The organism is Humibacter ginsengisoli (assembly GCF_054780095.1).
This window is the reverse complement of the sequence record NZ_BAAGWZ010000003.1, coordinates 110194-135763: the sequence shown is the minus strand read 5'-3', so window position 1 is coordinate 135763 and position 25570 is coordinate 110194. Positions and strand designations below refer to the sequence as shown.

Here is a 25570-nt window from a genome sequence, read left to right as displayed (position 1 = left end):
ATGAGCATCCACGGCCGACGAGCAAGTTTAGCAGAGACGCGACGCTTCCCCGGACTGGGTCCGGACGCACACCGGGACGTGCTCAGTCGTTCGCCCTGGATTCGTCGGCGCTCTCGGTGCCTGCACGAGCCGTGTAGCGACCGCGGTCCGATGAGACCTCGATCGGCAGGCCGAATGTCTCGCTGAGCTTCTCCGCGGTCAGCGTCTCCTCCAGCGGCCCGGCCGCCACGACCTTGCCGGCGTTGAGCAGCAGCACGTGGGTGAATCCGGTCGGGATCTCCTCCGCGTGATGCGTGACCATGATCATCGCGGGCGACCGCGAGTCGCTGGCGTATCCGCCCAGCAGGGTCACGAGCTCCTCGCGGGAGCCGAGGTCGAGGCTGGCCGCCGGCTCGTCGAGGATCAGCAGCTCGGGATCGGTCATCACCGAACGGGCGATCTGCACGCGCTTCTGCTCGCCGTCGCTCAGTGTGCCGAACGCCCTGTCGGTCAGCGAATCGAGCTTCCACTCGGCTAGCACCCGCCTGGCACGGCGCGTGTCGATGTCTTCGTACTCCTCGTTCCAGCGCCCGGTGACGGAGTAGGCGGCGGTCAGCACGACGTCGAGCACCGTCTCTCGCTTCGGGATGCGCTTCGCCAGGGCGCTCGACGCGTAGCCGATGCGAGGCTTCAGCTCCGCCAGGTCGGCTTTTCCGAGCTCCTCGTCGAGCACGGTCACGGTGCCGGACGTGGGATGCGACGCCGCGGCCGCCAGCTGCACGAGTGTCGTCTTGCCTGCGCCGTTAGGGCCCAGGATGACCCATCTCTGATCGGCGGTGACCGTCCAGTCCACCTGGTCCAGGATCGCGTTCCCGTCGCGCACCACAGACACGGAATTGAACGAGAGGACGGTGTTCGACATGGCCTCTAGCCTAGAGGCGATTGAGGGTCCGACGGGCGAGCTTGCTCGCACGGCGGGCCCGATTGAGTCTCTGAGTGGCCACGCCGCGATAGAGGCGATTGAGGGTCCGACGGGCGGGCTTGCTCGCACGGCGGGCCCGATTGAGTCTCTGAGTGGCCACGCCGCGACAGAGCGTGCCCGCGCCGGGCTCGTGTCACTGCGCGGTCAGACGGCGGTACAGGTCGAGCGTCTGCTCGGCGATCGCGGGCCAGCCGAACTGCGTCTGCGCACGCAGCCGGCCCGCGAGCCCCTGGTCACGGGCGCGGTCTCGGTCCGACACGGTCTCGGTGAGAGCTTCCGCGAGATCGGCGACGAAGCGGTCAGGGTCCAACGGCGTGCCTGTGCCGTCGGTGGCCTGGTCGATCGGCACCAGTCGTCCGGTGACGCCGTTCTCCACCACTTCGGGGATGCCACCGGTCGCCGTCGCCACGACCGGGAGTCCGCACGCCATGGCCTCGAGGTTCACGATGCCGAGCGGTTCGTAGATCGAGGGGCAGACGAAGACGGTGGCGGCACTGAGCAGGGCGGAGAGCTCGTTCTGCGGGAGCATCCGGTCGATCCAGACCACGCCGTCGCGCGAACCCTGCAGCTCGCGAACCAGCCCTTCGACCTCGGCCATGATCTCTGCCGTGTCCGGTGCCCCCGCACACAACACGAGCTGCACCTCGGGCGGAAGCGCGGCCGCGGCCCGCAGGAAGTACGGAAGGCCCTTCTGGCGGGTTATGCGGCCGACGAAGATCACGGTCGGCCGGTCGGGATCAACCCCGAGCGAACGCACGAGGTCCGGCTCGTCGACGATGCGCCACCGCTCAAGGTCGATGCCGTTGTAGATGACGTGAGTGCGCGCAGGGTCGACGTCGGGATACACGCGCAGGATGTCACGCCGCATGCCCTCGCTCACCGCGATCACGGCATCCGCCGTCTCGTATGCCTCGCGCTCGACCCAGCTGGAGATGCGGTAACCGCCGCCCAGCTGCTCGGCTTTCCACGGACGCAGCGGCTCAAGGCTGTGCGCGGTGACGACGTGCGGGATGCCGTGCAGCATGCTCGCCAGCCGGCCGCCGTGGTTCGCGTACCAGGTGTGCGAGTGCACGAGGTTGGCGCCGGCGGCATCCTGCGCGAACTGCAGATCCACGCCCAGGGTGCCGAGCGCCGCGTTGGCTCCCGCAAGCTCCGCGGGGACACGGTAGCCGGTCGTGTCCGCCTCGTCGCGCGGGCCGCCGAAGCAGCGTACCTGCACCTCGATCGATCTGCGCAGCGCGCGCACCAGCTCGGTCACGTGCACCCCGGCCCCGCCGTAGATGTCAGGCGGATATTCCCTGGTCAAGAGGTCCACGCGCATGTCGTCGACGGTAGCGCGAGTCGTGCTGCGCCGCATCAACTCGACCGGCAACGCGCCCGGAAACCAACCCCTTACGGTCGTTCACCGACGTCGGTCTAGTGTTGTGTCATGACGGGCAAGAAGATCTTCGGCATTGTGCTGGCGGGGGGCGAAGGCAAGCGCCTGATGCCGCTGACCGCAGACCGGGCCAAGCCGGCCGTTCCGTTCGGCGGTCAGTATCGATTGATCGATTTCGCGCTGTCGAACCTCATCAATTCCGGGCTGAGACAGATCGTCGTGCTCACGCAGTACAAGTCGCACAGCCTCGACCGCCACGTGTCGCAGACGTGGCGCATGTCGGGGCTGCTCGGGTCTTACATCGCCTCCGTGCCCGCCCAGCAGCGGCTGGGGAAGCGGTGGTTCTCCGGCTCGGCCGACGCGATCCTGCAGAGCCTCAACCTCATTCGAGACGAGAAGCCCGACATCGTATTCGTGGTCGGGGCCGACCACGTCTATCGCATGGACTTCGCGCAGATGCTCGATGCGCACATCGAATCAGGTGCGGCCGCCACGGTTGCGGCGATCCGGCAGCCCATCTCGCTGGCGAACCAGTTCGGAGTGATCGAGGTCGACTCGGCACAGCCCGACCGCATCGCCGCGTTCCGGGAGAAGCCGAGCGACCCGGTCGGTCTGCCCGACGCTCCCGATGAGGTGCTGGCATCCATGGGCAACTACGTCTTCGACGCACAGGCGCTGATAGACGGGGTGCAGCGCGACGGCGAGCGGCCGGACTCCAACCACGACATGGGCGGCGACATCATCCCCGACTTCGTCTCGCGCGGCGAGGCCGGGGTGTACGACTTCAAGCGCAACGACGTTCCGGGGTCGACGGAACGCGACCGCTACTACTGGCGCGACGTGGGAACGATCGACTCGTTCTTCGAGGCGCACCAGGACCTCGTCTCCGCCTTGCCCATCTTCAACTTGTACAACGACGACTGGCCCATTTTCAGCCAGCAACTCAACTCGCCTCCGGCGAAGCTCGTCCGCGACGTGCACGGTGCGATCGGAACGACGATCGACTCGATCGTCTCGCTCGGTTCGGTGATCAGCGGCGCACATCTGGAGCGAAGCGTGCTGGGCCCATGGGCGAAGGTGGAGTCGGGTGCTCACGTCGTCGACTCGGTCATCTTCGACCGTGCAGTGATCGAGCCGAATGCGTTCGTCGGCCGGGCTATCCTCGACAAGGACGTCATCGTCAGCGAGGGGGCGAAGATCGGCGTCGACCCGGAGCGCGACCGCGCCCGTGGTTTCACGATCACGCCATCCGGCCTCACGGTCGTCGGCAAGGGAGTGCACGTCGTTCCATGAGCGCAGCCGAGTCCGCGTCCGCCCGTTTTCTCGTGGTGCTCGATGTGGACTCCACCCTCATTCACGACGAGGTCATCGAACTGCTCGCCGAGCATGCCGGCGCCGGTGAGCTGGTCGCCGGCATCACCGAGCGCGCCATGCGGGGTGAGCTCGACTTCGAACAGAGCCTCCGGGAGCGTGTCGCGACATTGCGGGGGCTCAGTGAGGACGTCTTCACGGATGTCGCGCGCCGCATCCGGATCACCGACGGTGTACCCGAGCTCGTGGATGCCGTGCACTCGGCGGGCGGCCTGGTCGGCGTCGTCTCCGGTGGTTTCCACGAGCTCGTCGACGGCCTGGCGGAGCGGCTCGGCATCGACAGATGGCGGGCCAATCGGCTCGAGGTGGTCGACGGCGTTCTCACCGGCGCCGTGGACGGACCCGTCGTGGACGCAGCGGCGAAGGAGGCGGCGCTCACCGAGTGGGCGCAGGATGCACGCGTGCCGGCAACCAGGACGGTCGCGATCGGGGACGGCGCGAACGACCTGCGCATGATGGGGGCCGCCGCGCTTTCGGTGGCCTTCTGCGCGAAGCCCGCCGTGCGGGCCGCGGCGAATTTGGCCGTCGATAGCCGCGACCTTTCCCAGGTGCTGCCGCTACTGGGCCTCCGCGGGTAGGAATCTTCGCGAGGTTGGGGTCGGGGCGGGTCTTCGACGGCAGGGGTCAGCGCGGATCTTGGCCGAGCGTAGGAGTCCGCGGTCTAGGAATTCGTCGGCCGATCGCCCTGGTCTTCGGCTGACGACTCATCCGCCTCGTCGGCGGCGCAGTCGTGGTTCGGTGAGTCGGACGTGCCAAGCACCAGCACGCGCCCGTGCTGCGACGGATGCTCCTCGACGGGCTTCCGCTCATCGTCTTCCTCGGTGGTGTCGAACGGGATCGGTGTTCCCGTGAGGGCCGGCTTCGGTGCTGCGCCCGGCTCGACGGCGATAACCGATCGGCCCATCCATCTGCTCAGCGGCACGTAGCCGTCGAGTGACTCGTCTTCGACTTCCTCGTCGGTGAAGGCCTTGCGGGCCCGCTTTCGCACCCGTTCCGCTTCGCGCCGCTGCTCCTCGGGGTCGTCGGCGTTGAGCCTGCGGTACTCCCGCACCGCACCTCGCCACAGTACGAAGAATCCGATCAGCACGAAGAGCAGCCACTGGATCATGTACGAGTAGTGATACCCGACGCCCTCAGCAGGCGGAGTGGCCTGAATGCGCGCGAGCCCTTCCGCCGAGGACCGCGGCGAGACGATCACGCCCCAGGCGGCGGAATACACCCGGCCGCCGACCACGGGGGCGAGCTCCGACAGGTCGACTGACTCGATCTGGTGAGCGTTCACTCCCCCTTCACCGCGTTTCGCCTGGCTCGCCTGCAGGCGAGCGACGAGGTCCACGGCTCCCGTCGGAGGCTGCGGCCTGGACGCCGGCTCCGCGCCGTTCCCGGATGCCGCGACCCACCCGCGGTCGACGAGGAACGTCGTGCCCGACTCGAGCCGGAACGCGGTGATCACGTCGAACCCGGTCTCCCCGCTGCGCACGCTGTTGCGCAGGTAGTACTGGTGGCCGGCATCCCAGTGGCCGCGCATGCTCACCGCGCGCCACACCTGCTCGGGCGAATACGACGACAGCGTGGGGAGGGCGCTCGTGAGCGGGACCGTCTGCGCTGCGAAGTTGTCCGAGTAGAGGTGGTTGTCGGCGGACGCCTGCCGGCCGCGGTCGTACTGCCACAGCGCAAGTCCGCCGCAGATCAGCGCGAAGACCACGGCAGCGGCGAAGTAGGCGATCCACCGGCCGGTGCGCAGGAACTGCCACCCGGTGAGGCCCTCGGTCACCGTGTCGTAGACGGCGGCGGGCTTGGCGACCGCGCCGGGCGCGACGGTGCGGCGGGTCAGCTCGCTCGCCGTGCGTGCGACGGCGTCACCGGGATGCCTGTCGGTAGACGTGCTCGGTCCTCTCGTTCCCGGTCGACGCTAGTCGGTGTTGCTGTGGGATGCCCTGAGTAGTGGATGCCCTGAGTAGTGGGATGCCCTGTGTAGTGCGGGTGTCCTGTGCCGCAGGCGAGGGAGTGGCTGCCTGCTAGTGGCCCATCCCCATGCCGCCGTCGATGGGGATGACGGCGCCGGTGATGAAGCCCGCGTCATCGGATGCCAACCACGCCACCGCCTTGGCGACCTCGGACGGATGCCCGAAGCGTCCGACCGGAATCGCCTTCTTGTAGGCGTCCTGCTGCTCCTCCGGCAGAGCAGCGGTCATGTCGGTCTCGATGAATCCGGGCGCCACGACGTTGGTGGTGATCCCGCGTCCCGCCAGTTCCCGAGTGAGCGATCGAGCGATGCCGACCAGACCGGCCTTCGAGGCGGCGTAGTTCACCTGGCCCGGAGATCCGTAGAGACCGACCACGCTGGAGATGAGCACGATGCGGCCGAAGCGGGCCTTGAGCATCCCCTTCGACGCGCGCTTGACGACGCGGAAGGCGCCACCGAGATTCGTGTCGACGACCGTGTCGAAGTCGTCGTCGGTCATGCGCATCAGAAGGGTGTCGCGGGTGATGCCGGCATTCGCCACGACCACCTCGACGGGCCCCAGTTCGGCCTCGACGGCGGTGAACGCGGCGTCGACCTGCTCGCTATCGGTGACGTCCGCACGAACCGTCAGTGATCCTGCCGGTCCCTCGCCGCTGCGCGCTGTCACCGCGACGCGGTGTCCCAGCGCGATGAACTCCTCCGCGATGGCGCGGCCGATGCCACGGTTCCCTCCGGTGACCAGCACGGTGCGGGGTGTCGTCATGGGGCATTCCTCGTGGTGTCGGGGGTGGATGAGAACGCCGGACCAGTCTATGAGGACCGCGGCAGGCATCCGTTCTGCATGCGCTCGTATCGAGCCGTTCGGGGTGGGGTCAGGCACGTAGGCTGGGAGTGCGGAACGCGCTGGCGGTCCGCTCCCCCAGGAGCCATGCGATGAAACATCAGTCGATCACGTCGTTGCCGCCGGCACCGGCGGCCGATCGGGGTCACCGCATGCTCGAGTACACGGTGATGATGTCGATCCGCGTGCTCTGTCTGGTCTCCTTGCTCTGGGTGCGTGGCTGGTGGATCCTCATCCCGGCCGCCGGTGCCGTCTTCCTGCCGTACTTCGCGGTCGTGGTGGCCAATGTCGCGCGAACCCGGCCATCGGAACCGGAACGCCCCGGCAGCATCGTGCGCATGGACGGCGTTCCAGGCGCCGCCACCTGGGAGGCGAGCGCCGACCCGGCCGGGACCGCCGCTGACGATGCGGGACAGGCGCCCGCTGACGTCCCGCGACAGAGTGAGCATCCGCAGTCCCCATCGTCGCAGCCAGGTGCCTCGCGGCCGACCGCGAGCGAGTCTGCTGAGCCGGGCGCGTCGGACTCCGATGAGCCGCCCGGCCGGCGTGAGTCGGCATGAGCCTGCTCGACGCGCTCGGCGGCGGCCCGGAGGTTCCCACCTGCTCGCGTGCCGGTTGCCGCGAGCAAGCAGCGTGGCGGATCGACTGGCGCAATCCACGCATCCACACCGAAGATCGCCGCAAGACCTGGCTGGCGTGCGACGAGCACGTCGAGTTCCTGCGCGGATTCCTCGCCTCCCGCGACTTCCCGCTGGCGGTGGAGCCCCTGGACGCCGGAACGCCCTAGCTCACGCCAGCGCGATGAGGTCCGCGTAGTCGGCGTTCCAATGGTCTTCGACGCCGTCGGGGAGGATGAGCACCCGCTCCGGGTTGAGCGCCTCCACGGCTCCCGGATCGTGCGAGACCAGCACCACAGCGCCCTCGTAGTGCGCGAGGGCATCCAGGATCTGCTCGCGGCTCGCCGGGTCGAGGTTGTTGGTCGGCTCGTCGAGCAGCAGCACGTTCGCCCCCGACACGACGATCATCGCGAGCGCCAATCGTGTCTTCTCGCCTCCGGAGAGCACGCCGGCCGGCTTGTGCACGTCGTCGCCGGTGAAGAGGAACGACCCGAGAACCTTGCGCGCCTCGGTCTCGGTGAGATTCGGCGAGCTGGAGACCATGTTCTGCAGCACCGTGCGACCGACGTCGATGGTCTCGTGCTCCTGCGCGTAATAGCCGATGCGCAGCCCGTGTCCCGGCTCGATCGAGCCCGTGTCGGGCACATCGATGCCGCCCAGGATGCGCAGCAGCGTCGTCTTGCCGGCGCCGTTCAGCCCGATCACGACGACCTTCGACCCGCGGTCGATAGCGAGGTCCACCGCGGTGAAGATCTCCAGCGAGCCGTAGCTCTTCGAGAGATCGGATGCCATCAGCGGGGTTCGTCCGCAGGCTGCGGGTGTCGGGAAGCGCAGCTTGGCGACGCGGTCCGCCTGACGCACCTCATCGAGGCCGTTCAGCAGGCGTTCCGCGCGCGCCACCATCTGGTGCGCTGCGGCGGCCTTGGTGGCCTTGGCGCCGAACTTCGCCGCCTGGGCCTGCAACGCCGAGGCCTTCTTCTCCGCGTTCGCCCGCTCCTTCTTGCGGCGCTCCTCGTCCGCAGCCCGCTGCGCGAGGTACGCCCTCCACCCCATGTTGTAGATGTCGATGACCTGGCGGTTGGCATCCAGGTAGAACACCTTGTTGACCGTCTCCCCAACGAGCTCGACGTCGTGGCTGATCACGATCAGGCCGCCCTTGTAGTTCTTCAGGAACTCGCGCAGCCAGACCACGGAGTCGGCGTCGAGGTGGTTGGTGGGCTCGTCGAGAATCATGGTGTCGGCGTCGGAGAACAGGATGCGCGCCAGCTCGATGCGGCGGCGCTGGCCGCCTGACAGGGTGCGCAACGGCTGGTCGAGGATGCGGTCCGGCAGCGAAAGGTTGTGCGCGATCGACGCCGCCTCCGCCTCGGCCGCATAGCCGCCCTGCGCCTCGAACCGCTCGGTGAGGCTCGCGTAGCGTCGCATCGCCTTGTCGGCGGCGGCCGGATCGTCGGATGCCATGCTCATCGACGCCTCGTGCATTCCGAGCGCGAGCGTGCCGAGGCCCCGGGCGTCGAGGATGCGTGTGCGGGCGAGCATGTCGGGATCGCCGGTGCGTGGATCCTGAGGGAGGTAGCCGATGTCATCGGACCGGTCCACGCGGCCGTCGGTGGGCAGCAGATCACCGGCGAGCACCTTGGTCAGCGTCGTCTTGCCCGCACCGTTGCGTCCGACCAGGCCGATCTTGTCGCCCGCAGCCACCCGGAACGTCACACCCGACATCAGGGTGCGCGCGCCGACGCGGATCTCGAGGTCGTGCACGGCGAGCACAGGCGTGGTCCAGTTCTGTTCGAGGCGAAGGATGATGCGCGAAAGCGCCATACAAGATTAGCGGAGGGTGCCGAGCAGGAGTTTCTGTCGAACCCGGTTCTCCATCGGCTGCGACCGGCTTCGCACACAGACAAGCCGAAAACTCGCGAACGCGACACGCTCTACCAGGCGGCGGCCTTGACGCCGCCGAACGCGACGACGCAATCTGCCGACCGCGGCACGCCGCCGCTTGCGCGGCGTGCAGGACAACTCAGATCGCGAAGCCCAACGCCCGCATCATGTCGCGGCCGTCTTCGGTGATGCGCTCAGGGCCCCACGGCGGCATCCACACCCAGTTGATGCGGAAGCGTTCGACGACGCCGTCCAGGGACTCGGCGGTCTGCTCCTCGAGCACATCGGTGAGCGGGCAGCCTGCGCTGGTCAGCGTCATGGAGATGACGAGCGCGTCGTTCTCGTCATCCCAGGAGAGATCGTAGATGAGACCGAGGTCGACGACGTTCACGCCGAGCTCCGGGTCCATCACGTCCTTCAACGCCTCTTCGACCTGGTCGTAGAGGTCGGGAGCGAGGGTGGAGGGCATGATGCTCAGCCTACGCTCGCGGCCTGATCGTCGGTCAGGACGGCATCGGTGTCTTCCTCGCCGTCGGAGACGAAGCGCACGTAGCCCTCCTCCTCCAGCTGCTCGGCCAGCTCGGGGCCACCCTCTTCGGCGACGCGTCCTGCGACGAAAACGTGCACGAAGTCCGGCTTGATGTAGCGCAGGATGCGCGTGTAGTGCGTGATCAGCAGCACACCGAGGTTGGTGGTGTCGTGTGCCCGGTTCACGCCCTCGGAGACGATCTTCAGCGCGTCGATGTCGAGGCCGGAGTCGGTCTCGTCGAGCACGGCGAACTTCGGCTTCAGAAGCTCGAGCTGCAGGATCTCGTTGCGCTTCTTCTCACCGCCGGAGAATCCCTCGTTTACGTTGCGGGAGGCGAACGAGGCATCCATCTTGAGGTTGGACATGGCCGTCTTGACGTCCTTGGTCCACGCGCGGATGCTCGGTGCTTCACCGTCGATCGCGGTCTTCGCAGTGCGCAGGAAGTTGGTGTTCGTCACACCGGGGATCTCCACGGGGTACTGCATCGCGAGGAAGAGACCGGCCCGTGCGCGCTCGTCGGCCGTCATCGAGAGCACGTCGACGCCGTCGAGCTCGATGCTGCCCCGGGTGACGGTGTACTTCGGGTGGCCGGCGATGGTGTAGGCAAGGGTCGACTTGCCGGATCCGTTGGGGCCCATGATGGCGTGGATCTCACCGGTGTTGATGGTGAGGTCGACGCCGCGGAGGATCTCTTTGGTGCCCTGGTCGGTCTCGACGGTGACGTGCAGGTCGCGGATGGCGAGTGTTGACATGGATCAGATGGCTTTCGTGATGGTCGGGTCGATGAAGATGTCTCCGTCGGTGATCTCGACGGTGAAAACGGGGACCGGCTCGTAGGCCGGCAGGTTCAGCGGCTGCCCGGTGAGCAGGGAGAACTGCGAGCCGTGCGCCCAGCACTCGATGGCCTCGCCCTCGATGAACCCCTCGGACAGCGAGATGTCGCCGTGCGTGCAGGTGTCGCCGATGGCGTGGATGTCGCCGGCCGAGTCCTTCACGAGCGCGATCGGCACACCGCCGACTACAACCCGCTTGGCCTGATTCTCGACGAGTTCGGATGCCGGGCAGACGCGTTCAGCGCTCATCGGGCGTCACCCTGCACGGGCGCGCCGCCGGTGAGCTCGGCCTCGATCGCGGCCTGAAGGTGCTCCTCGAGCTCCGGGGAACCGATCTGCTGCACGATCTCGACGAGGAATCCGCGAACGACGAGGCGACGTGCCTCGTCTTCGGTGATTCCGCGCGACTGCAGGTAGAACAGCTGCTCGTCGTCGAACCGGCCGGTCGCGCTGGCGTGGCCGGCTCCGACGATGTCGCCGATCTCGATCTCGAGGTTGGGCACCGAGTCGGCGCGCGCTCCCTCGGTGAGCACGAGGTTGCGGTTCTGCTCGTAGCTGTCGGTGCCGACCGCTTTCTGGCCGATCAGCACGTCGCCGATCCACACGGTCTGGGCGGATGCGCCCTGCAGTGCGCCCTTGTACGTCACGCGGCTGCGCTGGTGCTGCTCGTCGTGGAAGACGTACACCTGGTGCTCGATGTACTGACCGGCATCCGCGAAGTAGGCGCCGTACGCCTCGATCTCCGCTCCCGGACCGGTGAGGTGCACGGCCGGATTCAGGCGGATGAACGCGCCACCGAGCGAGATGACGACGTGCTTGAGCAGCGCATCGCGGCCGACCGACGCGAAGTGCGTCGAGACGTGCCTGGAAGCATCCGTCCATTCCTGCACGCTCACCAGGGTGAGCCTGGCGCCCTGGTCGAGGATCACCTCGACGTTCTCGGTGAGACTGGCGTCTCCCGTGTTGCGCAGCAGAAGGGTGGCGGTGCTGCCTGCGGTGGCGTGGATGACGGTGTGCGCGGCACGATCGGAAGTGCCGAGCGCCGAGCGTGTCAGGCTCGCCTCCCCGGCGTTCCCGGAGACTGTGACGAGCAGCGCCTCGCCGAACGACGTCCACGCCGCCGCGGATGCCTTCTCCTCCGGAACTCCCGCCGCGCCGACGAGCGCATGGTCGCGGGCGACCCACTCGGCGGTCACCTGACCGCTGACGTCAGACGACGTGCGCAGATCGTAGTCGTACCGGGAGCCGTCAAGGCCGGGCTCGAAAAGCTGCGCGATGCGGGCGACCGGCGTGTACCGCCAGGTCGCTTCACGGCCGGTGACGGAGTCGAAGTCGGCGACGTCGGTGGACTTGAAACGCTCGGATCGGGTCTGAACGGGAACGAAGGCTGGTTCGGTCTCGATGATCGTCATTCCTCAGCCCACGCTGCCTTCCATGCCCATCTCGATGAGCTTGTTGAGTTCGAGCGCGTACTCCATCGGGAGCTCCCGCGCGATCGGCTCGATGAACCCGCGCACGATCATCGCCATTGCCTCGTCCTCTGGCAGGCCGCGGCTCATCAGATAGAACAGCTGCTCCTCGCTGACGCGGGAGACGGTCGCCTCGTGGCCGAGCTGCACGTCGTCCACCCGGATGTCGATGGCCGGGTACGTGTCGCTGCGCGAGATGGTGTCCACCAGCAGGGCGTCGCAACGCACCGTGTTCGCCGCGTGGTGGGCATCCTTCTCCACCCGTACCTCACCGCGGTAGCCGGCACGTCCGCCGCCTCGCGCGATCGACTTGGAGACGATCGAGGACTGCGTGTACGGCGCCATGTGAATCATCTTGGCGCCGGCGTCCTGGTGCTGACCCGGGCCTGCGAACGCCACGGAGAGCGTCTCGCCCTTGGCGTGCTCCCCCGCCAGGTAGATGGACGGGTACTTCATGGTCACCTTGGACCCGATGTTGCCGTCGATCCACTCCATGGTGGCGCCCTCGTGCGCGATGGCGCGCTTCGTGACCAGGTTGTAGACGTTGTTCGACCAGTTCTGGATGGTCGTGTAACGAGCGCGTGCGCCCTTCTTCACGATGATCTCGACGACGGCCGAGTGCAGCGAGTCGGACTTGTAGATCGGGGCGGTGCAGCCCTCGATGTAGTGCACGTAGCTGTCTTCGTCGGCGATGATGAGCGTGCGCTCGAACTGGCCCATGTTCTCCGTGTTGATGCGGAAGTAGGCCTGCAGCGGGATGTCTACATGCACGCCCTTCGGCACGTACACGAACGATCCCCCGGACCACACGGCGGTGTTGAGCGAGGCGAACTTGTTGTCGCCTGCCGGGATCACGGTGCCGAAGTACTCCTCGAAGAACTCGGGGTTCTCGCGAAGAGCGGTGTCGGTGTCTTTGAAGATCACGCCTTGGCGCTCGAGGTCCTCGCGGATCTGGTGGTACACCACCTCGGACTCGTACTGCGCGGCGACGCCCGCGACCAGGCGCTGGCGCTCGGCCTCGGGGATGCCGAGTTTCTCGTACGTGTTCCGGATGTCTTCAGGCAGGTCCTCCCAGCTCTGTGCCTGCTTCTCCGTGGAGCGCACGAAGTACTTGATGTTGTCGAAGTCGATCTCGGAGAGGTCGGCTCCCCATGTCGGCATCGGTTTGCGCTGGAAGAGCTGGAGAGCCTTCAGCCGGCGCTGGAGCATCCACTCCGGCTCGTTCTTGAGAGCCGAGATGTCGCGGACCACCTGATCGGAGAGACCGCGTCGGGCAGTGGCCCCCGCCTCGTCTGAATCGGCCCAGCCGAACTCGTACTGGCCGAGGCCGGCGAGCTCGGGACGGTCGATGAGAACGTCTGACATTGTGATTACCTCGTTTTCCTGCCGCCCGTGACCGGCTTCAGACCGGCTCCCACCTACGTGTGCGTGTCATCGCGGGTCGGTGACACCGAGGCAGGATTGTGCGGATGGCTTGCGAGTGCGAACGGTGCACTCCTGAACCACTCGATTCTACAGGGCGGCCCCGCGCCCGAGCCGAATATGGGCCGATGCTCAGCGGACGCGACGGGTCGGCGCGACTTCGCGGCGGTCAGTCGTCTTGCCGGCCGTACGCGGCCGCGATCTCCTGCGGCGACGCCCATCGGCTGTAGGTGGGCGACTGCGGCCACCCCTCCGGCGAATCCTGCCACTCCTCCTGCCGGCCGTACGGCAGCACATCGATCAGCGGGAAAGTGTGGCTGAGCTGCTCGACGCCGCGCCCGCTCGTGTGCCAGGTGCGGTAGACCGTATCGCCGTCGCGGAGGAACACGTTGACGGCGAATCCGCCGCCGGCGGGAGCGTCCACATCAGCGCCGAATGGGCTGTTCGCTGTGGAGTACCAGTCGAAGCGGTTGCCGACCTTCTGCTTGTATGCCAGTGCCTCATCGATCGGTCCCTGCGTCACGATGACGAAGCGGGCGTCGTATGGCTCGAGGAATTCGAAGCGGGTGAACTGGGCGGTGAAGCCGGTGCATCCGGGACATTGCCATTCCTCATCGTCGAACCACATGTGGTTGTAGACGATCAGCTGGCTTCGGCCCTCGAAGACGTCGGCCAGCCGCACCGGACCGTTCTCGCCCTCCAGCGTGTAGTCGGGCATCCGCACCATGGGCAGTCTTCTGCGCTGGGCGGCGACAGCGTCGAGCTCCCTCGTCGCAGCCTTCTCACGCATGCGCAGAGCTTCCAGTTCTCGGCGCCAGGTCTCCTGATCGACGACGGGCGGTAATGCAGTCATGAGGATCTCCCACCGGTTCGCTGTGTTATGCCGATGATGGCCACGTTAGGTGCGGCCTGCGACAAAGACCAGAGTGAGCGGAGATCGGGTGGTGCCGAATATCTCCGCGTCAGCGATCGGCGAACGAACCGGCGATGCCGCCGAGGGAGAAGTAGCGATTCAGCAGCCCGAAGATGAGCAGCGGCGGGATCACGATGACCAGCACGAGTCCCGGAGTGCGTGCAGCCTGCAGCCCGATGGGCAGGGTGTAGAGCGCGTTCGACTTGATGAAGACGAGAGCGACGAGGTAATCGTTCCAGGTGAGCAGGAAGCAGTAGATCGCCGTGGAGACGATGCCCGGCCAGCAACTGGGCAGCACGACTCGTACGAACGAGCCGAGCACGCTGCATCCGTCGAGCCAGGCGGACTCCTCTAGGCGCAGCGGCACCGCGTCGATGGCGGCGGTGAGCATCCAGACCGCCACCGCCACCGACAGCCCGATGTAGATGATCGTGAGGCCGCCGAGCGAGTCGACAAGGCCGGCTCTGGCGAACAGCACGAAGAGCGGGATGACCAGCACGACGACCGGGAGCGACTGCACGATGAACAGAACGAGCGAGTAGGCGGCGACGAGCCGGCCCCGCCCCCGCGACAGGGCGTAGGCCGCGGGCGCCGCGACGACGATCGCGACCGCCGTCGTCACGCTGGCCACGAGCAGACTGTTGCCCAGCCACGTCAGCGCAGGGGTGAATCGGAACGTGGCGAGGATGCCCGCCAGCGGTCCGCCCGCTCCCTGCCGGCCTCCGGGCGCGCCGGGCAGGAACGCCGCCGCGAGAACGGGCCAGAGCGGCGCGGTGACCAGTGCGCAGATGACGACGATCGCGATGAGACGCGCACCCGACGAGGCCGCGGAGCGCACCCTCCGGCGCACCGGCGCGGCCGGCACTCAGTTCGCCCGTTCGGGCAGCGGCGCGGTGCTCTTCGCACGATCCGCGTTGACGGCCCGCTCGGCCGTCGCCATGTGCACGCTCGGGAACAGCCCGGGGTTCACGTCGAGCAGCACACGGAGCACGCCCACCCAGACCAGGGCCGCCAGCAGAAGGTGGATCGCCACCAGCAGCGAAGGAAGCGCGGTCAGCGACTGTGCGAGGCCGACGGCGGCCTGCACGACGACCACACCGACGAACATCGCCGTGCGACGCAGCGGAGTAATCGCACGTGAACGCCAGAGCACGACCCCGAGCACGATCGCCACCACGAGGGTGACCGTTCCGAGCACGCCGTGCACGATCGTGATGTCGACCCAGTCGAAGGCCATGCGCGGCACCTCGACGGTGTCGCCGGAGTGCGGCCCCGACCCCGACACGAGCGTCCCGACGACGATCAGCACCGCGGTGAGCACCGCCAGCACCCAGCTGAAAACACGGGCCGGCGGCGTGATGCGTGCGAGGGCATCCTTCGAGACGGCCGCCTCGTGCACGCGATGCCAGGTGAGCGTCGTGGTCGTGAGCAGACCCATCGCCATCACGAAGTGGAAGGCGACGACGTAGGGGTTGAGGCCGGTCCACACGCTGACGCCGCCCGCCACCGCGTTGACCACCACGAGCCAGAACTGCGACCAGGCGAGCCGCGTGATGCTGCGTGCGCGCGGCTTCTGCAGCCGCGCGGCGATGATCACCCATGCGACGGCGATGCACAGCACGACGGTGAGCATGCGGTTGGAGAACTCGATGACCGCGTGGATGCCCATGGCCGGCGTCGGCGTCAGCGACGTCGTGTCGCAGGTGGGCCAGGTCGGGCATCCGAGCCCGGACCCCGTGACGCGCACGATGCCGCCGCCGAGCACGATCAGCACGCTGACCACGAGAGATGCCGTGGACGCCCAGCGCAGCGATCGGGGCGAGAGCGTGTAGCGGTCGGCGAGCCAGCCGAGCGGAGTCTTGACCGTCACGATCAGAACGGGAGGAGCGGGTCGATGGCTATCGCGAGGAACAGCACCGACAAGTAGGTGATGGAGCCGTGGAACACCCGCATCGGGGAAGGGTTCTCGTGCCGGATGGCCAGCGAGTACAGGCGATGCGTCTCGTAGATGAACCACACGCCGGCGGCCAGCGCGGTGAGCGTGTAGACGAGACCCATGTGTGCGACCGGCACGAGGAGCAGCGAGCACGCCACGGTCGCCCAGGCGTACAGGATGACCTGCAGTCCCACGACAGCGCGACCACGGGTGACGCCGAGCATCGGGACGCCGACCGACTTGTAGTCGTCGCGGTAGCGCATCGACAACGGCCAGTAGTGCGGAGGCGTCCACAGGAAGACGACGCCGAACAGGATGAACGGTGCCCAGTCGAGCGACTCCGTCACGGCGGCCCAGCCGATGAGCACGGGGAAGCATCCCGCGATGCCGCCCCAGATGATGTTCTGCTGCGTGCGGCGCTTCAGCCACAGCGTGTAGACGAACACGTAGAACAGGATCGCCACGACCGAGAGCAGCGCGGCCAGCCAGTTGGTCGTGAAGTAGAGCCACACCGTCGAGGCGACGGCGAGCGCCCAGGAGAAGACGTAGGCCTCACGGGGGGTCAGCTCCCCTGTCACGAGCGGACGGTTCTTGGTGCGCCGCATGACCTTGTCGATGTCGCGGTCGATGTAGCAGTTGAACGCGGCGGCGGAGCCGGCGCTCATCGCGCCGCCGATCACTGTCGCGGCCACCAGCCAGAGGTTCGGCACGCCGCCGGCGGCGAGGAACATCACCGGGATCGTGGTGACGAGGAGCAACTCCATCACCCGGGGTTTGGTAAGGGCGACGTAGGCGGCGAACTTGCGCCGGAACCCGATCCTGGCCGGTACTGTCCGGCTCGTGGCGGCTACGTCCATCGCTCCTCAATCACGTCGACACTCAACGCTCAATCCTAGGTCATGGAGTCGATGCCCATCCCCGCCGTCACACTCGTTCACACGGCCACCGGGTTTTGTCGGGTGGCCACAGCGCAGGGCCTCCTCAGCCCGCTGGAAACTGGCAATCTCCCTATACTTGGGTGTGCTCGCCTATCGATGCGCGCGCACTACCTCTCACCGGTGCGGGTCCGTTCGACGGGCCCCTCGTTCGCACCGACGAATAAAGAAGGGTCAGTCTCAAGTGGCAGCACTGCAATGGGATCCCATTGACAACAAGGCAGTAGACACCGCGCGCGTCCTTGCCGCGGACGCCGTCGAGAAGGTGGGAAACGGGCATCCCGGCACCGCCATGAGCCTGGCACCGGCCGCGTACCTGCTGTTCCAGCGCGTCATGCGCCGCGACCCCAAAGACCAGCACTGGCTGGGACGCGACCGGTTCGTGCTCTCCGCAGGCCACACCTCCCTCACCCAGTACGTGCAGCTCTACCTCGGCGGGTACGGACTCGAGCTCGACGATCTGAAGGCGCTGCGCACCTGGGGCTCGCTGACACCCGGCCACCCCGAGTACCGCCACACCGACGGCATCGAGATCACCACGGGTCCGCTCGGCCAGGGACTTTCCTCCGCCGTGGGCTTCGCGTACGCGTCCCGGTTCGAGCGCGGACTGTTCGACCCGGATGCCGCCCCCGGCACCAGCCCGTTCGACCATTTCGTCTACGTGATCGCCAGCGACGGCGACATGGAGGAAGGCGTGACGAGCGAGGCATCCTCGCTCGCCGGCCACCAGGAGCTCGGCAACCTCGTCGTGCTGTACGACAGCAACCAGATCTCCATCGAAGACGACACGAACATCGCGTTCACCGAAGACGTGAAGGCGCGTTACGAGGCCTACCACTGGCACGTGCAGGTCGTGGACTGGAAGAAGACGGGCCAGTACGTCGAAGACGTGCAGGCGCTGTTCGACGCCATCGAAGAGGCCAAGGCCGTCACCGACAAGCCGTCGCTGATCGTGCTGAAGACCATCATCGGCTGGCCGAGCCCGAAGAAGCAGAACACCGGCAAGATCCATGGCTCCGCTCTCGGCGGCGACGAGCTGCGTGCCGTCAAGGAGGTTCTCGGCTTCGACCCGGAGCTGACCTTCCAGGTCTCCGACGAGGTCATCGAGCACACCCGCAAAGCGATCGAACGCGGCGCACAGGAGCGGGCCGAGTGGCAGGTCGGCTTCGACGAGTGGGCGGAGGCGAATCCGGAGCGCAAGGCGCTGCTCGACCGGTTGCTCGCCGGGGAACTGCCGGACGGCGTCGAGGATGCCCTTCCGGTGTTCGAGCTTGGCAAAGACGTCTCCACCCGCGCCGCGGGCGGCAAGGTGCTGAACGCGATCGCGCCTCTGCTGCCCGAGCTGTGGGGCGGCTCCGCCGACCTCGCCGAGTCGAACAACACGACGATCGAGTCGGGCGCCTCGTTCGTGCCGACCGAGCGCTCCACGCACGAGTGGGCGGGAAACCCCTACGGACGCGTGCTGCACTTCGGCATCCGCGAGCATGCGATGGCGGCCATCCTGAACGGCATCGTGCTGCACGGCCCGACGCGGCCGTTCGGCGGCACGTTCCTCATCTTCAGCGACTACCAGCGTCCCGCGCTGCGGTTGGCCGCGCTGATGAGCATTCCGTCGATCTTCGTCTGGACGCACGACTCCGTCGCCCTCGGCGAGGACGGCCCGACGCACCAGCCGATCGAGCAGCTGGAGACGCTGCGCGCCATCCCGAACTTCACGGTGGTGCGCCCGGGCGACGCCAACGAGGTCGCATACGCGTGGCTCGAGATGCTCAGGCGCCGCGGCGGCCCGATGGGCATCGCGCTCACCAGGCAGAACATCCCCGTGTTCGAGCGCGGCGATGGCGAGGCATCCGGTGACACATTCGCCTCGGCGGCGGGTGTCGCCAAGGGCGGATACGTGCTGGCCGAGGCCCCGGGCGGCACGCCGGACGTGATCATCATCGCGACCGGCTCCGAGGTTCAGCTGGCTGTCGCCGCCCGCGAGACACTGAAGGCCGACGGGGTGAACGCCCGCGTCGTCTCGATGCCCAGCCAGGAGTGGTTCGAGGAGCAGAGCGCGGAGTACAAGGAATCGGTGCTGCCGGCATCCGTCACCGCACGCGTCTCCGTCGAGGCCGGTCGTGCGCTCACGTGGCGCCCGTACATCGGCGACAAGGGCCGCAGCGTGTCGATCGAGCACTTCGGGGCATCCGCCGACTACAAGACGCTGTTCCAGAAGTTCGGCATCACCGCCGACGCCGTCGTCAACGCCGCCAAGGAGACGATCGCGGCCCAGTAGGCGCGGTCGGGCGAGCGAAAGAACCTAAGAGAAGAAGAGGCGAGAAGAATGACCGAATCCCCCACTGCACGGCTTGCCGCCGAGGGCGTGAGCATCTGGCTCGACGACCTGTCCCGCGACCTGATCACCTCGGGCGGACTGCAGAAGCTGATCGACACCCGCAACGTGGTCGGTGTCACCTCCAACCCGACGATCTTCGCCACGGCGCTGTCCAAGGGCGACGCGTACGACGAGCAGGTGCGTCAGCTCGCCGCAGAGGGCAAAGACGTGCACGAGGCCGTCTTCGAGATCACCACGACGGATGTGCGCAACGCCGCCGACGTGTTCGCTCCGGTCTTTCAGGCATCCGGCGGAGTGGACGGCCGAGTCTCGATCGAGGTGGAGCCTTCTCTCGCGCACGACGCGGAAGGCACGACCGCCCAGGCCAAGCAGCTCTGGGAGAAGGTCGGCAAGCCGAACGCGATGATCAAGATCCCGGCCACGGTCGAGGGTCTGGAGGCCATCGCTGCTGCGACCGCCGCCGGCATCAGCGTCAACGTCACGTTGATCTTCAGCCTCGAGCGCTACCGGCAGGTGATCGACGCCTACCTGAGCGGTCTCGAACAGGCGAAGTCCGCCGGAATCGACCTGTCGACCATCCGCTCGGTCGCCTCGTTCTTCGTCTCCCGCGTCGACACCGAGATCGACAAGAGGCTCGGTGCGATCGGCACCGACGAGGCCGAGGCGCTCAAGGGCAAGGCCGCGGTGGCCAACGCGCGGCTGGCCTACCAGGTGTTCGAGCAGGCGTTCGACTCGGAGCGCGCGAAGGTGCTGCTGGCGGCGGGAGCCAACAAGCAGCGGCCGCTGTGGGCATCCACCGGCGTCAAGGACCCTTCGTACCCTGACACGCTGTACGTGACCACGCTGGTCGCGCCGGACGAGGTCAACACGATGCCGGAGAAGACGCTCGAGGCCACGTTCGACCACGGTGAGATCACGGGCAACACGATCGCCGGCACGTACGACGAGTCGAATGAGGTGCTGAACAAGATCGCCGCGCTGGGCATCTCGTACGACGACGTCACGCAGACGCTGGAAGACGAGGGCGTCGAGAAGTTCGACGTGTCATGGGCTCAGCTGCTCGACACGGTCACCGCGGCGCTCCAGCAGGCGGGCGCGGCGGAGACCGTGCGGTGAGCTTCAAGATCCACGTCTCGGGCGACGCGGAAGCGGCGGTCAGATCGGCCGTGCCCGGCCTGGTGAACGACCTGGTGGCCTCCGGTATCACCGCTCAGGATGCGGCGCTCTGGGGGCCGGACGCGGAGGCCGAGGCGGGCATCCGCCTCGGCTGGACAGAGGCCGTCGCCATCTCACGCCCGCTCGTGCCGCGGATCGTCGAGCTTCGTGAGAAGTTCCTCGCCGAGGGCATCGACCACTTCGTGCTGAGCGGGATGGGCGGCTCGTCCCTCGCCCCCGAGGTGATCACGCGAACGGGCAACCTCGAGCTGACCATCCTCGACACCACCGATCCAGGGCAGGTGCTCGATGCCGTGAACGACAGGCTGCGCTCCAGCGTGCTCATCGTGTCGTCGAAGTCGGGCTCCACCGTGGAGACCGACAGCCACCGTCGCACATACGAGAAGGCGTTCCGGGATGCCGGCATCGACCCCGCCGAGCGCATCGTCGTGGTCACCGACCCTGGCTCGCCGCTCGATGCTTCCGCCCGGGAGGCCGGCTACGCGGTGTTCAACGCGGACCCGAATGTCGGGGGTCGCTACTCGGCGCTGACCGCGTTCGGGCTGGTGCCCTCCGGTCTCGCCGGTTTCGACATCGAGGAGCTGCTGGAAGAGGCCGAGACCATCTCCCTCGAACTCGCGATCGACGACGAGACGAACCCGGGGCTGATCCTTGGTGCCGCCATCGCCGGCACCAAGCCCCTGCGCGACAAGCTCGGTATCGTCTCCGACGGCACGCACATCGCGGGCTTCGCCGACTGGGCCGAGCAGCTCATCGCGGAGTCGACCGGCAAGGAGGGCAAGGGGTTCCTGCCCGTCGTGCTCGACGTGGTCTCCCCCGAGCTGTCGCAGAACCTGTCCGACCTGCAGGTCGTGCGACTGGTCGACAACGCAGCGGCTCACCACCTCTTCCCTGCCGATCGGCATCGCGGCGAGATCCTGGTCTCCGGCTCGCTCGGCGCCATGTTCCTGGTGTGGGAGTACGCGGTTGCGGTTGCTGGCCGACTTCTCGGCATCGACCCGTTCGACCAGCCGGACGTCGAGTCGGCCAAGAAGGCTGCACGCGGCCTGCTGGACGCGCGTCCCGAGCCGACGGAACCGGCTTTCGTCGACGCCGGCATCGAGGTCCGCGGCGACCCCGCGGTGCTCCGCGATGCGGCGACCGTGGATGCTGCCATCGGTGCACTGCTGGAGCAGCTGCCGGTCAACGGGTACGTCGCCGTCCAGGCGTACGTGAACCGGCTGGCGCTGCCGCAGTTGTCAGGCATCCGTGATCTGCTGGCGGCCAGGGCCAAGCGCCCCGTCACGTTCGGCTGGGGGCCGCGCTTCCTGCACTCGACGGGACAGTTCCACAAGGGCGGTCCCGCCGTCGGCGTGTTCCTGCAGATCCTCGCCCGCGAGCCGGACGACCTGCAGGTGCCAGACCGTCCGTTCACGTTCGGCCAGCTGATCCAGGCTCAGGCCGACGGGGATGCCGCCGTGCTCGCACAGCACGGACGTCCCGTTGTCACTCTCACCCTCACCGACCCCACCACGAACGTCGAGACCCTCTTCGGCGACGTGGACGACTGAACCGACACGAGGAGATCCATGTCACCGGTGGCAATCACCGCGGATCATAATCCGCTCCGGGTACCGGAGGACCGCCGGCTCAACCGCATTGCGGGCCCGAGCAGCCTCATCATCTTCGGCGTGACAGGCGACCTGTCCCGCAAGAAGCTGATGCCCGCCGTCTACGACCTCGCGAACCGAGGCCTTCTTCCACCAGGGTTCGCGCTCGTCGGATTCGCCCGGCGCGACTGGGCGGACCAGGACTTCGAGAAGGTTGTCTACGACGCCGTCAAGCAGTACGCCCGCACCGAGTTCCGTGACGAGGTGTGGCGCCAGCTCGCTCGGGGCATCCGCTTCGTGCCCGGCGAGTTCGACGACGATGCCGCGTTCGAGCGGCTCAAGCAGACGGTCGACGCACTCGATCGCGAGCGCGGCACGATGGGCAACCACGCGTTCTACCTGTCGATCCCGCCGAAGGCGTTCCCGCTCGTCACCGAGCAGCTGCGTCGCTCCGGCCTGGCCGAGCAGTCCAAGGGATGGCGCCGAGTCGTCATCGAGAAGCCGTTCGGCTCCGACCTGAAGACAGCCCGCGAGCTGAACAAGGTCGTCGAGACAGTCTTCCCGCCCGACGCGGTGTTCCGCATCGACCACTATCTCGGCAAGGAGACGGTGCAGAACATCCTGGCTCTGCGCTTCGCCAACGAGCTGTACGAACCGATCTGGAACGCGAACTACGTGGACCACGTACAGATCACGATGGCCGAGGACATCGGCGTCGGCGGCCGTGCCGGCTACTACGACGGCATCGGCGCGGCTCGCGACGTCATCCAGAACCACCTGCTGCAGCTGCTCGCCCTGACGGCGATGGAGGAACCGGTGTCGTTCGACGCCGCCGACCTGCGTGCCGAGAAGGAGAAGGTGCTCAAGGCCGTTCGGTTGCCGAAGGATCTGGCCACCGCAACGGCGCGTGGTCAGTACTCGGGCGGATGGCAGGGCGGCGAGAAGGTCGTCGGGTTCCTCGACGAGGACGGGATGAACCCGCATTCCACGACCGAGACCTATGCCGCCATCAAGCTCGAGATCGGAACCCGCCGATGGGCCGGCGTTCCGTTCTACCTGCGAGCGGGAAAGCGCCTCGGCCGCCGCGTCACCGAGATCGCCGTGGTGTTCAAGCGTGCACCGCAGCAGCTCTTCGCCGAGTCGCAGACCAGCGCGCTCGGCCAGAACGCCCTCGTCATCCGGGTGCAGCCGGACGAGGGCGTGACGATCAGGTTCGGCTCCAAGGTTCCGGGGGCCGGCATGCAGGTGCGCGACGTGAGCATGGACTTCGGCTACGGCCATGCGTTCACGGAGGCCAGTCCCGAGGCGTACGAGCGCCTCATCCTCGACGTGCTGCTCGGCGATCCGCCGCTGTTCCCGCGCCACGAAGAGGTCGAGCTGTCGTGGAAGATCCTGGACCCGATCGAGGAGTTCTGGGCATCGCACGGCGTGCCGGAGCAGTACCGGCCGGGAACCTGGGGCCCGGCATCCGCTGACGAACTACTCGCCCGCGACGGGCGGACCTGGAGGCGCCCATGATCGTCGACCTGCCCGACACGACCAGCAGCAATGTGTCGAAGACACTGATCAAGATCCGCGAGGAGGGCGGTGCTGTCGCACTCGGCCGCGTCCTCACGCTGATCATCGCCACCCGGCTCGGCCAGGAGGAAGAGGTCATCGAGGCGGCGAACGAGGCGTCGCGCGAGCATCCGATGCGCGTCATCGTCGTCTCGACGGCAGACCCCGATCATCCGCACGCGGATTCCGCAAGCCGGCTCGACGCGCAGATCCGCGTCGGCGGCGATGCGGGCGCGAGCGAGGTCATCGTGCTACGCGCCTACGGGGAGACCGCGAGCGACGAAGAGGGTCTGGTGACGGCGCTGCTTCTGCCGGATGCCCCCGTCGTCGTGTGGTGGCCGGGCACGGCGCCCGACGTGGTGTCCACCTCGGCGCTCGGACGCATCGCGACCTGCCGCATCACGGACTCGTCGTCTGCCGGCGACCCGCACGAGGCGCTGCTGCACCTCGCCGAGACGTACGCGCCTGGCGACACCGACTTCGCATGGACGCGGCTCACGCTGTGGCGGGCCCAGCTCGCGGCCGCGCTCGACCAGCCCCCGTACGAGCCGGTCGAGTCGGTCGAAGTTTCAGGTGCGCCCGACTCCCCGTCGACGGTGCTGCTGGCCGCGTGGCTGCGCCTTCAGCTGGATGCCCCCGTGCAGCACGACCTGACGGCGCGGCAGCGCGGGCTCAGCGGCATCCACGGCGTCCAGTTGCGCAGGGCATCGGGAACGATCGAGCTGGTGCGCGACATCCCCGATGTCGCGACGCTGAGCCAGCCCGGAGAGCCGACGCACGATCTCGCGCTCCCCCGGCGTAACCTGCGCGACTGCCTCGCCGAGGAGCTGCGCCGACTCGATCCGGACGAGCTGTACGGAAGGGTCCTGACCAAGGGCCTCCCGCTTCTGGAGTCCGAGGAACAGGAAGCGGCGGCACGATGACCGGTGAACGGCGCGTGCTCGTGCACCACGACCGGGACGCCCTGGTCTCCGCCGTCGCAGCACGCTTCCTCTCGAAGACGGCCGACCTCGTCGCCGACCGGGGCAAGGCGCACGTGTGCCTCACCGGCGGCACCGTGGGCATCGGCGTGCTCGCAGCCGTCGGCGGGTCCGAAGCTCGCGGCTCCGTCGACTGGTCGAAGGTGCACTTCTGGTGGGGCGACGAACGCTGGGTGGGCGCGGATTCCGACGATCGCAACGACAAGCAGGCGAGGGAAGCGCTCCTCGACAGCCTCGAGATCCCGGCGGCGAACGTGCACCCGTTCCCTGCACCGGACTCCGGTCTCGGGCTCGACGACGCGGCAGATGCCTACGCACGGGAGTTGGCGCGGTTCTCGAAGAAGGGGCTGCCGTACCCGCGCTTCGACATCACGTTCCTCGGTGTCGGGCCGGACGGGCACATCGCCTCGCTGTTCCCCGACCGCTCGGGCATCCGGGAGACCGAGCGCACCGTGATCGCCGTGCGGGACTCCCCCAAGCCGCCGCCCGAACGACTCAGCCTGACCCGGCCCGTGCTGAACGCGTCCGCGCGCATCTGGCTCGTGCTGGCCGGCGCAGATAAGGCATCCGCGCTCGGGCTGGCACTTGCCGGCGCCAGCTACACGGAGGTGCCGGCTGCGGGCGCGAAGGGCCGCAAGCGCACGGTCTTCTTCGTCGACCAGGATGCCTCGGCTGAGGTTCCGGAGAGCCTCATCGCGCAGGAGTATTGACCGGCACCGTGTAGGCGATCAGCTGAGGCGCGCGGTCGACGCGTCGAGGGCGAAGGCGCTGTCCGGAGGTCCCATACATCGCGCCGTCAGGGAATCCCGTGCTCTTGACTCCTGCGGCCGTGTGCCGGTCAGCTTCAGATACCTGCTCGAAAGCAGCGACGTGAGTGC

The 25570-nt window shown here is 67.6% G+C and carries 24 protein-coding genes; 10 read left to right on the top strand and 14 right to left on the bottom strand.

Annotated features, from left to right (window positions below):
- Nucleotides 1-82: 82 nt before the first annotated feature.
- Nucleotides 83-901, bottom strand: coding sequence for an ABC transporter ATP-binding protein (locus tag ACYVI5_RS05340; protein WP_460533983.1), 819 nt, complete (start codon nucleotides 899-901; stop codon nucleotides 83-85).
- Nucleotides 902-1094: 193 nt separating this feature from the next.
- Nucleotides 1095-2282, bottom strand: a complete 1188-nt coding sequence (gene glgA / locus ACYVI5_RS05335) for an alpha-maltose-1-phosphate synthase (RefSeq protein WP_460579293.1) — start codon at nucleotides 2280-2282, stop codon at nucleotides 1095-1097.
- A 108-nt stretch (nucleotides 2283-2390) separates the two neighbouring features.
- Between glgA and ACYVI5_RS05330 the strand changes: the two genes are divergently transcribed.
- Nucleotides 2391-3632, top strand: coding sequence for a glucose-1-phosphate adenylyltransferase (locus ACYVI5_RS05330; protein WP_460533987.1), 1242 nt, complete (start codon nucleotides 2391-2393; stop codon nucleotides 3630-3632).
- Entirely contained in the window at nucleotides 3629-4288 is a 660-nt protein-coding gene (gene serB / locus ACYVI5_RS05325; protein WP_460579292.1) for an HAD family hydrolase, read from the top strand. The genes ACYVI5_RS05330 and serB overlap by 4 nt, the downstream gene beginning before the upstream one ends.
- 83 nt (nucleotides 4289-4371) lie before the next feature.
- Here the strand turns inward: serB and ACYVI5_RS05320 are convergent, their stop codons facing one another.
- Both ACYVI5_RS05320 and fabG read right to left on the bottom strand, forming a co-directional pair.
- Nucleotides 4372-5484, bottom strand: a complete 1113-nt coding sequence (locus ACYVI5_RS05320) for an SURF1 family protein (protein ID WP_460579291.1) — start codon at nucleotides 5482-5484, stop codon at nucleotides 4372-4374.
- 244 nt (nucleotides 5485-5728) lie between these two features.
- The gene (gene fabG / locus ACYVI5_RS05315) at nucleotides 5729-6439 is read right to left on the bottom strand and encodes a Rossmann-fold NAD(P)-binding domain-containing protein (protein ID WP_460579290.1); all 711 of its coding nucleotides are present in this window, start codon (nucleotides 6437-6439) and stop codon (nucleotides 5729-5731) included.
- A gap of 170 nt (nucleotides 6440-6609) precedes the next feature.
- On the opposite strand from fabG, the gene ACYVI5_RS05310 reads away from it, so the two are divergent.
- Nucleotides 6610-7077, top strand: a complete 468-nt coding sequence (locus tag ACYVI5_RS05310) for a DUF3099 domain-containing protein (RefSeq protein ID WP_460533995.1) — start codon at nucleotides 6610-6612, stop codon at nucleotides 7075-7077.
- Complete coding sequence (locus ACYVI5_RS05305; RefSeq protein ID WP_460533997.1) at nucleotides 7074-7304, top strand: hypothetical protein; 231 nt, start codon at nucleotides 7074-7076, stop codon at nucleotides 7302-7304. Before ACYVI5_RS05310 ends, ACYVI5_RS05305 begins: the two co-directional genes overlap by 4 nt.
- Before the next feature lies 1 nt (nucleotide 7305).
- Here the strand turns inward: ACYVI5_RS05305 and abc-f are convergent, their stop codons facing one another.
- The 10 genes from abc-f to ACYVI5_RS05255 all read right to left on the bottom strand — a co-directional run bounded on the left by abc-f (nucleotide 7306) and on the right by ACYVI5_RS05255 (nucleotide 16974).
- Nucleotides 7306-8904: a ribosomal protection-like ABC-F family protein gene (gene abc-f / locus ACYVI5_RS05300; RefSeq protein WP_460579495.1), complete on the bottom strand. Its 1599-nt coding sequence runs from the start codon at nucleotides 8902-8904 to the stop codon at nucleotides 7306-7308.
- Nucleotides 8905-9154: 250 nt separating this feature from the next.
- The gene (locus ACYVI5_RS05295) at nucleotides 9155-9484 is read right to left on the bottom strand and encodes a metal-sulfur cluster assembly factor (RefSeq protein WP_460533999.1); all 330 of its coding nucleotides are present in this window, start codon (nucleotides 9482-9484) and stop codon (nucleotides 9155-9157) included.
- Nucleotides 9485-9489: 5 nt separating this feature from the next.
- Nucleotides 9490-10296, bottom strand: a complete 807-nt coding sequence (sufC, locus tag ACYVI5_RS05290) for an ABC transporter ATP-binding protein (protein ID WP_460579289.1) — start codon at nucleotides 10294-10296, stop codon at nucleotides 9490-9492.
- A gap of 3 nt (nucleotides 10297-10299) precedes the next feature.
- Nucleotides 10300-10626, bottom strand: a complete 327-nt coding sequence (locus tag ACYVI5_RS05285) for a non-heme iron oxygenase ferredoxin subunit (RefSeq protein WP_460534003.1) — start codon at nucleotides 10624-10626, stop codon at nucleotides 10300-10302.
- Nucleotides 10623-11789 (bottom strand): SufB/SufD family protein, encoded by a 1167-nt coding sequence (locus ACYVI5_RS05280; protein ID WP_460579288.1) that lies wholly within the window; start codon nucleotides 11787-11789, stop codon nucleotides 10623-10625. Before ACYVI5_RS05280 ends, ACYVI5_RS05285 begins: the two co-directional genes overlap by 4 nt.
- A gap of 3 nt (nucleotides 11790-11792) precedes the next feature.
- Nucleotides 11793-13211: a Fe-S cluster assembly protein SufB gene (gene sufB / locus ACYVI5_RS05275; protein ID WP_460534007.1), complete on the bottom strand. Its 1419-nt coding sequence runs from the start codon at nucleotides 13209-13211 to the stop codon at nucleotides 11793-11795.
- 226 nt (nucleotides 13212-13437) lie between these two features.
- On the bottom strand, nucleotides 13438-14121 hold the full coding sequence (locus tag ACYVI5_RS05270; RefSeq protein ID WP_460534009.1) for a DUF899 domain-containing protein: 684 nt from the start codon (nucleotides 14119-14121) through the stop codon (nucleotides 13438-13440).
- A 109-nt stretch (nucleotides 14122-14230) separates the two neighbouring features.
- A complete protein-coding gene (locus tag ACYVI5_RS05265; protein ID WP_460579287.1) occupies nucleotides 14231-15046 on the bottom strand; it encodes a carbohydrate ABC transporter permease in 816 nt (271 codons plus the stop codon).
- Entirely contained in the window at nucleotides 15047-16051 is a 1005-nt protein-coding gene (locus ACYVI5_RS05260; RefSeq protein WP_460579286.1) for a COX15/CtaA family protein, read from the bottom strand.
- Between the two features lie 2 nt (nucleotides 16052-16053).
- Nucleotides 16054-16974: a protoheme IX farnesyltransferase gene (locus ACYVI5_RS05255; protein ID WP_460534015.1), complete on the bottom strand. Its 921-nt coding sequence runs from the start codon at nucleotides 16972-16974 to the stop codon at nucleotides 16054-16056.
- Nucleotides 16975-17236: 262 nt separating this feature from the next.
- On the opposite strand from ACYVI5_RS05255, the gene tkt reads away from it, so the two are divergent.
- Genes tkt through pgl form a run of 6 tightly spaced genes read left to right on the top strand, consistent with a single transcriptional unit; the run spans nucleotide 17237 to nucleotide 25402 of the window.
- A complete protein-coding gene (gene tkt / locus ACYVI5_RS05250) occupies nucleotides 17237-19330 on the top strand; it encodes a transketolase family protein (protein ID WP_460579285.1) in 2094 nt (697 codons plus the stop codon).
- A 48-nt stretch (nucleotides 19331-19378) separates the two neighbouring features.
- Nucleotides 19379-20506 (top strand): transaldolase, encoded by a 1128-nt coding sequence (gene tal, locus ACYVI5_RS05245; RefSeq protein ID WP_460579284.1) that lies wholly within the window; start codon nucleotides 19379-19381, stop codon nucleotides 20504-20506.
- A complete protein-coding gene (locus ACYVI5_RS05240; RefSeq protein WP_460579283.1) occupies nucleotides 20503-22116 on the top strand; it encodes a glucose-6-phosphate isomerase in 1614 nt (537 codons plus the stop codon). Before tal ends, ACYVI5_RS05240 begins: the two co-directional genes overlap by 4 nt.
- Nucleotides 22117-22134: 18 nt before the next feature.
- Complete coding sequence (gene zwf, locus ACYVI5_RS05235; RefSeq protein WP_460579282.1) at nucleotides 22135-23673, top strand: glucose-6-phosphate dehydrogenase; 1539 nt, start codon at nucleotides 22135-22137, stop codon at nucleotides 23671-23673.
- Nucleotides 23670-24635: a glucose-6-phosphate dehydrogenase assembly protein OpcA gene (locus ACYVI5_RS05230; protein ID WP_460534025.1), complete on the top strand. Its 966-nt coding sequence runs from the start codon at nucleotides 23670-23672 to the stop codon at nucleotides 24633-24635. The genes zwf and ACYVI5_RS05230 overlap by 4 nt, the downstream gene beginning before the upstream one ends.
- Entirely contained in the window at nucleotides 24632-25402 is a 771-nt protein-coding gene (gene pgl, locus ACYVI5_RS05225) for a 6-phosphogluconolactonase (protein ID WP_460579281.1), read from the top strand. The genes ACYVI5_RS05230 and pgl overlap by 4 nt, the downstream gene beginning before the upstream one ends.
- Nucleotides 25403-25570 lie beyond the last annotated feature (168 nt).

Coding starts and splice junctions, on each gene's coding strand:
- ACYVI5_RS05340 (WP_460533983.1), bottom strand. CDS start 901: ATGTCGAACACCGTCCTCTCGTTCAATTCCGTGTCTGTGGTGCGCGAC.
- glgA (WP_460579293.1), bottom strand. CDS start 2,282: ATGCGCGTGGACCTCTTGACCAGGGAATATCCGCCTGACATCTACGGC.
- ACYVI5_RS05330 (WP_460533987.1), top strand. CDS start 2,391: ATGACGGGCAAGAAGATCTTCGGCATTGTGCTGGCGGGGGGCGAAGGC.
- serB (WP_460579292.1), top strand. CDS start 3,629: ATGAGCGCAGCCGAGTCCGCGTCCGCCCGTTTTCTCGTGGTGCTCGAT.
- fabG (WP_460579290.1), bottom strand. CDS start 6,439: ATGACGACACCCCGCACCGTGCTGGTCACCGGAGGGAACCGTGGCATC.
- ACYVI5_RS05310 (WP_460533995.1), top strand. CDS start 6,610: ATGAAACATCAGTCGATCACGTCGTTGCCGCCGGCACCGGCGGCCGAT.
- ACYVI5_RS05305 (WP_460533997.1), top strand. CDS start 7,074: ATGAGCCTGCTCGACGCGCTCGGCGGCGGCCCGGAGGTTCCCACCTGC.
- ACYVI5_RS05295 (WP_460533999.1), bottom strand. CDS start 9,484: ATGCCCTCCACCCTCGCTCCCGACCTCTACGACCAGGTCGAAGAGGCG.
- sufC (WP_460579289.1), bottom strand. CDS start 10,296: ATGTCAACACTCGCCATCCGCGACCTGCACGTCACCGTCGAGACCGAC.
- ACYVI5_RS05285 (WP_460534003.1), bottom strand. CDS start 10,626: ATGAGCGCTGAACGCGTCTGCCCGGCATCCGAACTCGTCGAGAATCAG.
- ACYVI5_RS05280 (WP_460579288.1), bottom strand. CDS start 11,789: ATGACGATCATCGAGACCGAACCAGCCTTCGTTCCCGTTCAGACCCGA.
- sufB (WP_460534007.1), bottom strand. CDS start 13,211: ATGTCAGACGTTCTCATCGACCGTCCCGAGCTCGCCGGCCTCGGCCAG.
- ACYVI5_RS05270 (WP_460534009.1), bottom strand. CDS start 14,121: ATGACTGCATTACCGCCCGTCGTCGATCAGGAGACCTGGCGCCGAGAA.
- ACYVI5_RS05255 (WP_460534015.1), bottom strand. CDS start 16,974: ATGGACGTAGCCGCCACGAGCCGGACAGTACCGGCCAGGATCGGGTTC.
- tal (WP_460579284.1), top strand. CDS start 19,379: ATGACCGAATCCCCCACTGCACGGCTTGCCGCCGAGGGCGTGAGCATC.
- zwf (WP_460579282.1), top strand. CDS start 22,135: ATGTCACCGGTGGCAATCACCGCGGATCATAATCCGCTCCGGGTACCG.
- ACYVI5_RS05230 (WP_460534025.1), top strand. CDS start 23,670: ATGATCGTCGACCTGCCCGACACGACCAGCAGCAATGTGTCGAAGACA.
- pgl (WP_460579281.1), top strand. CDS start 24,632: ATGACCGGTGAACGGCGCGTGCTCGTGCACCACGACCGGGACGCCCTG.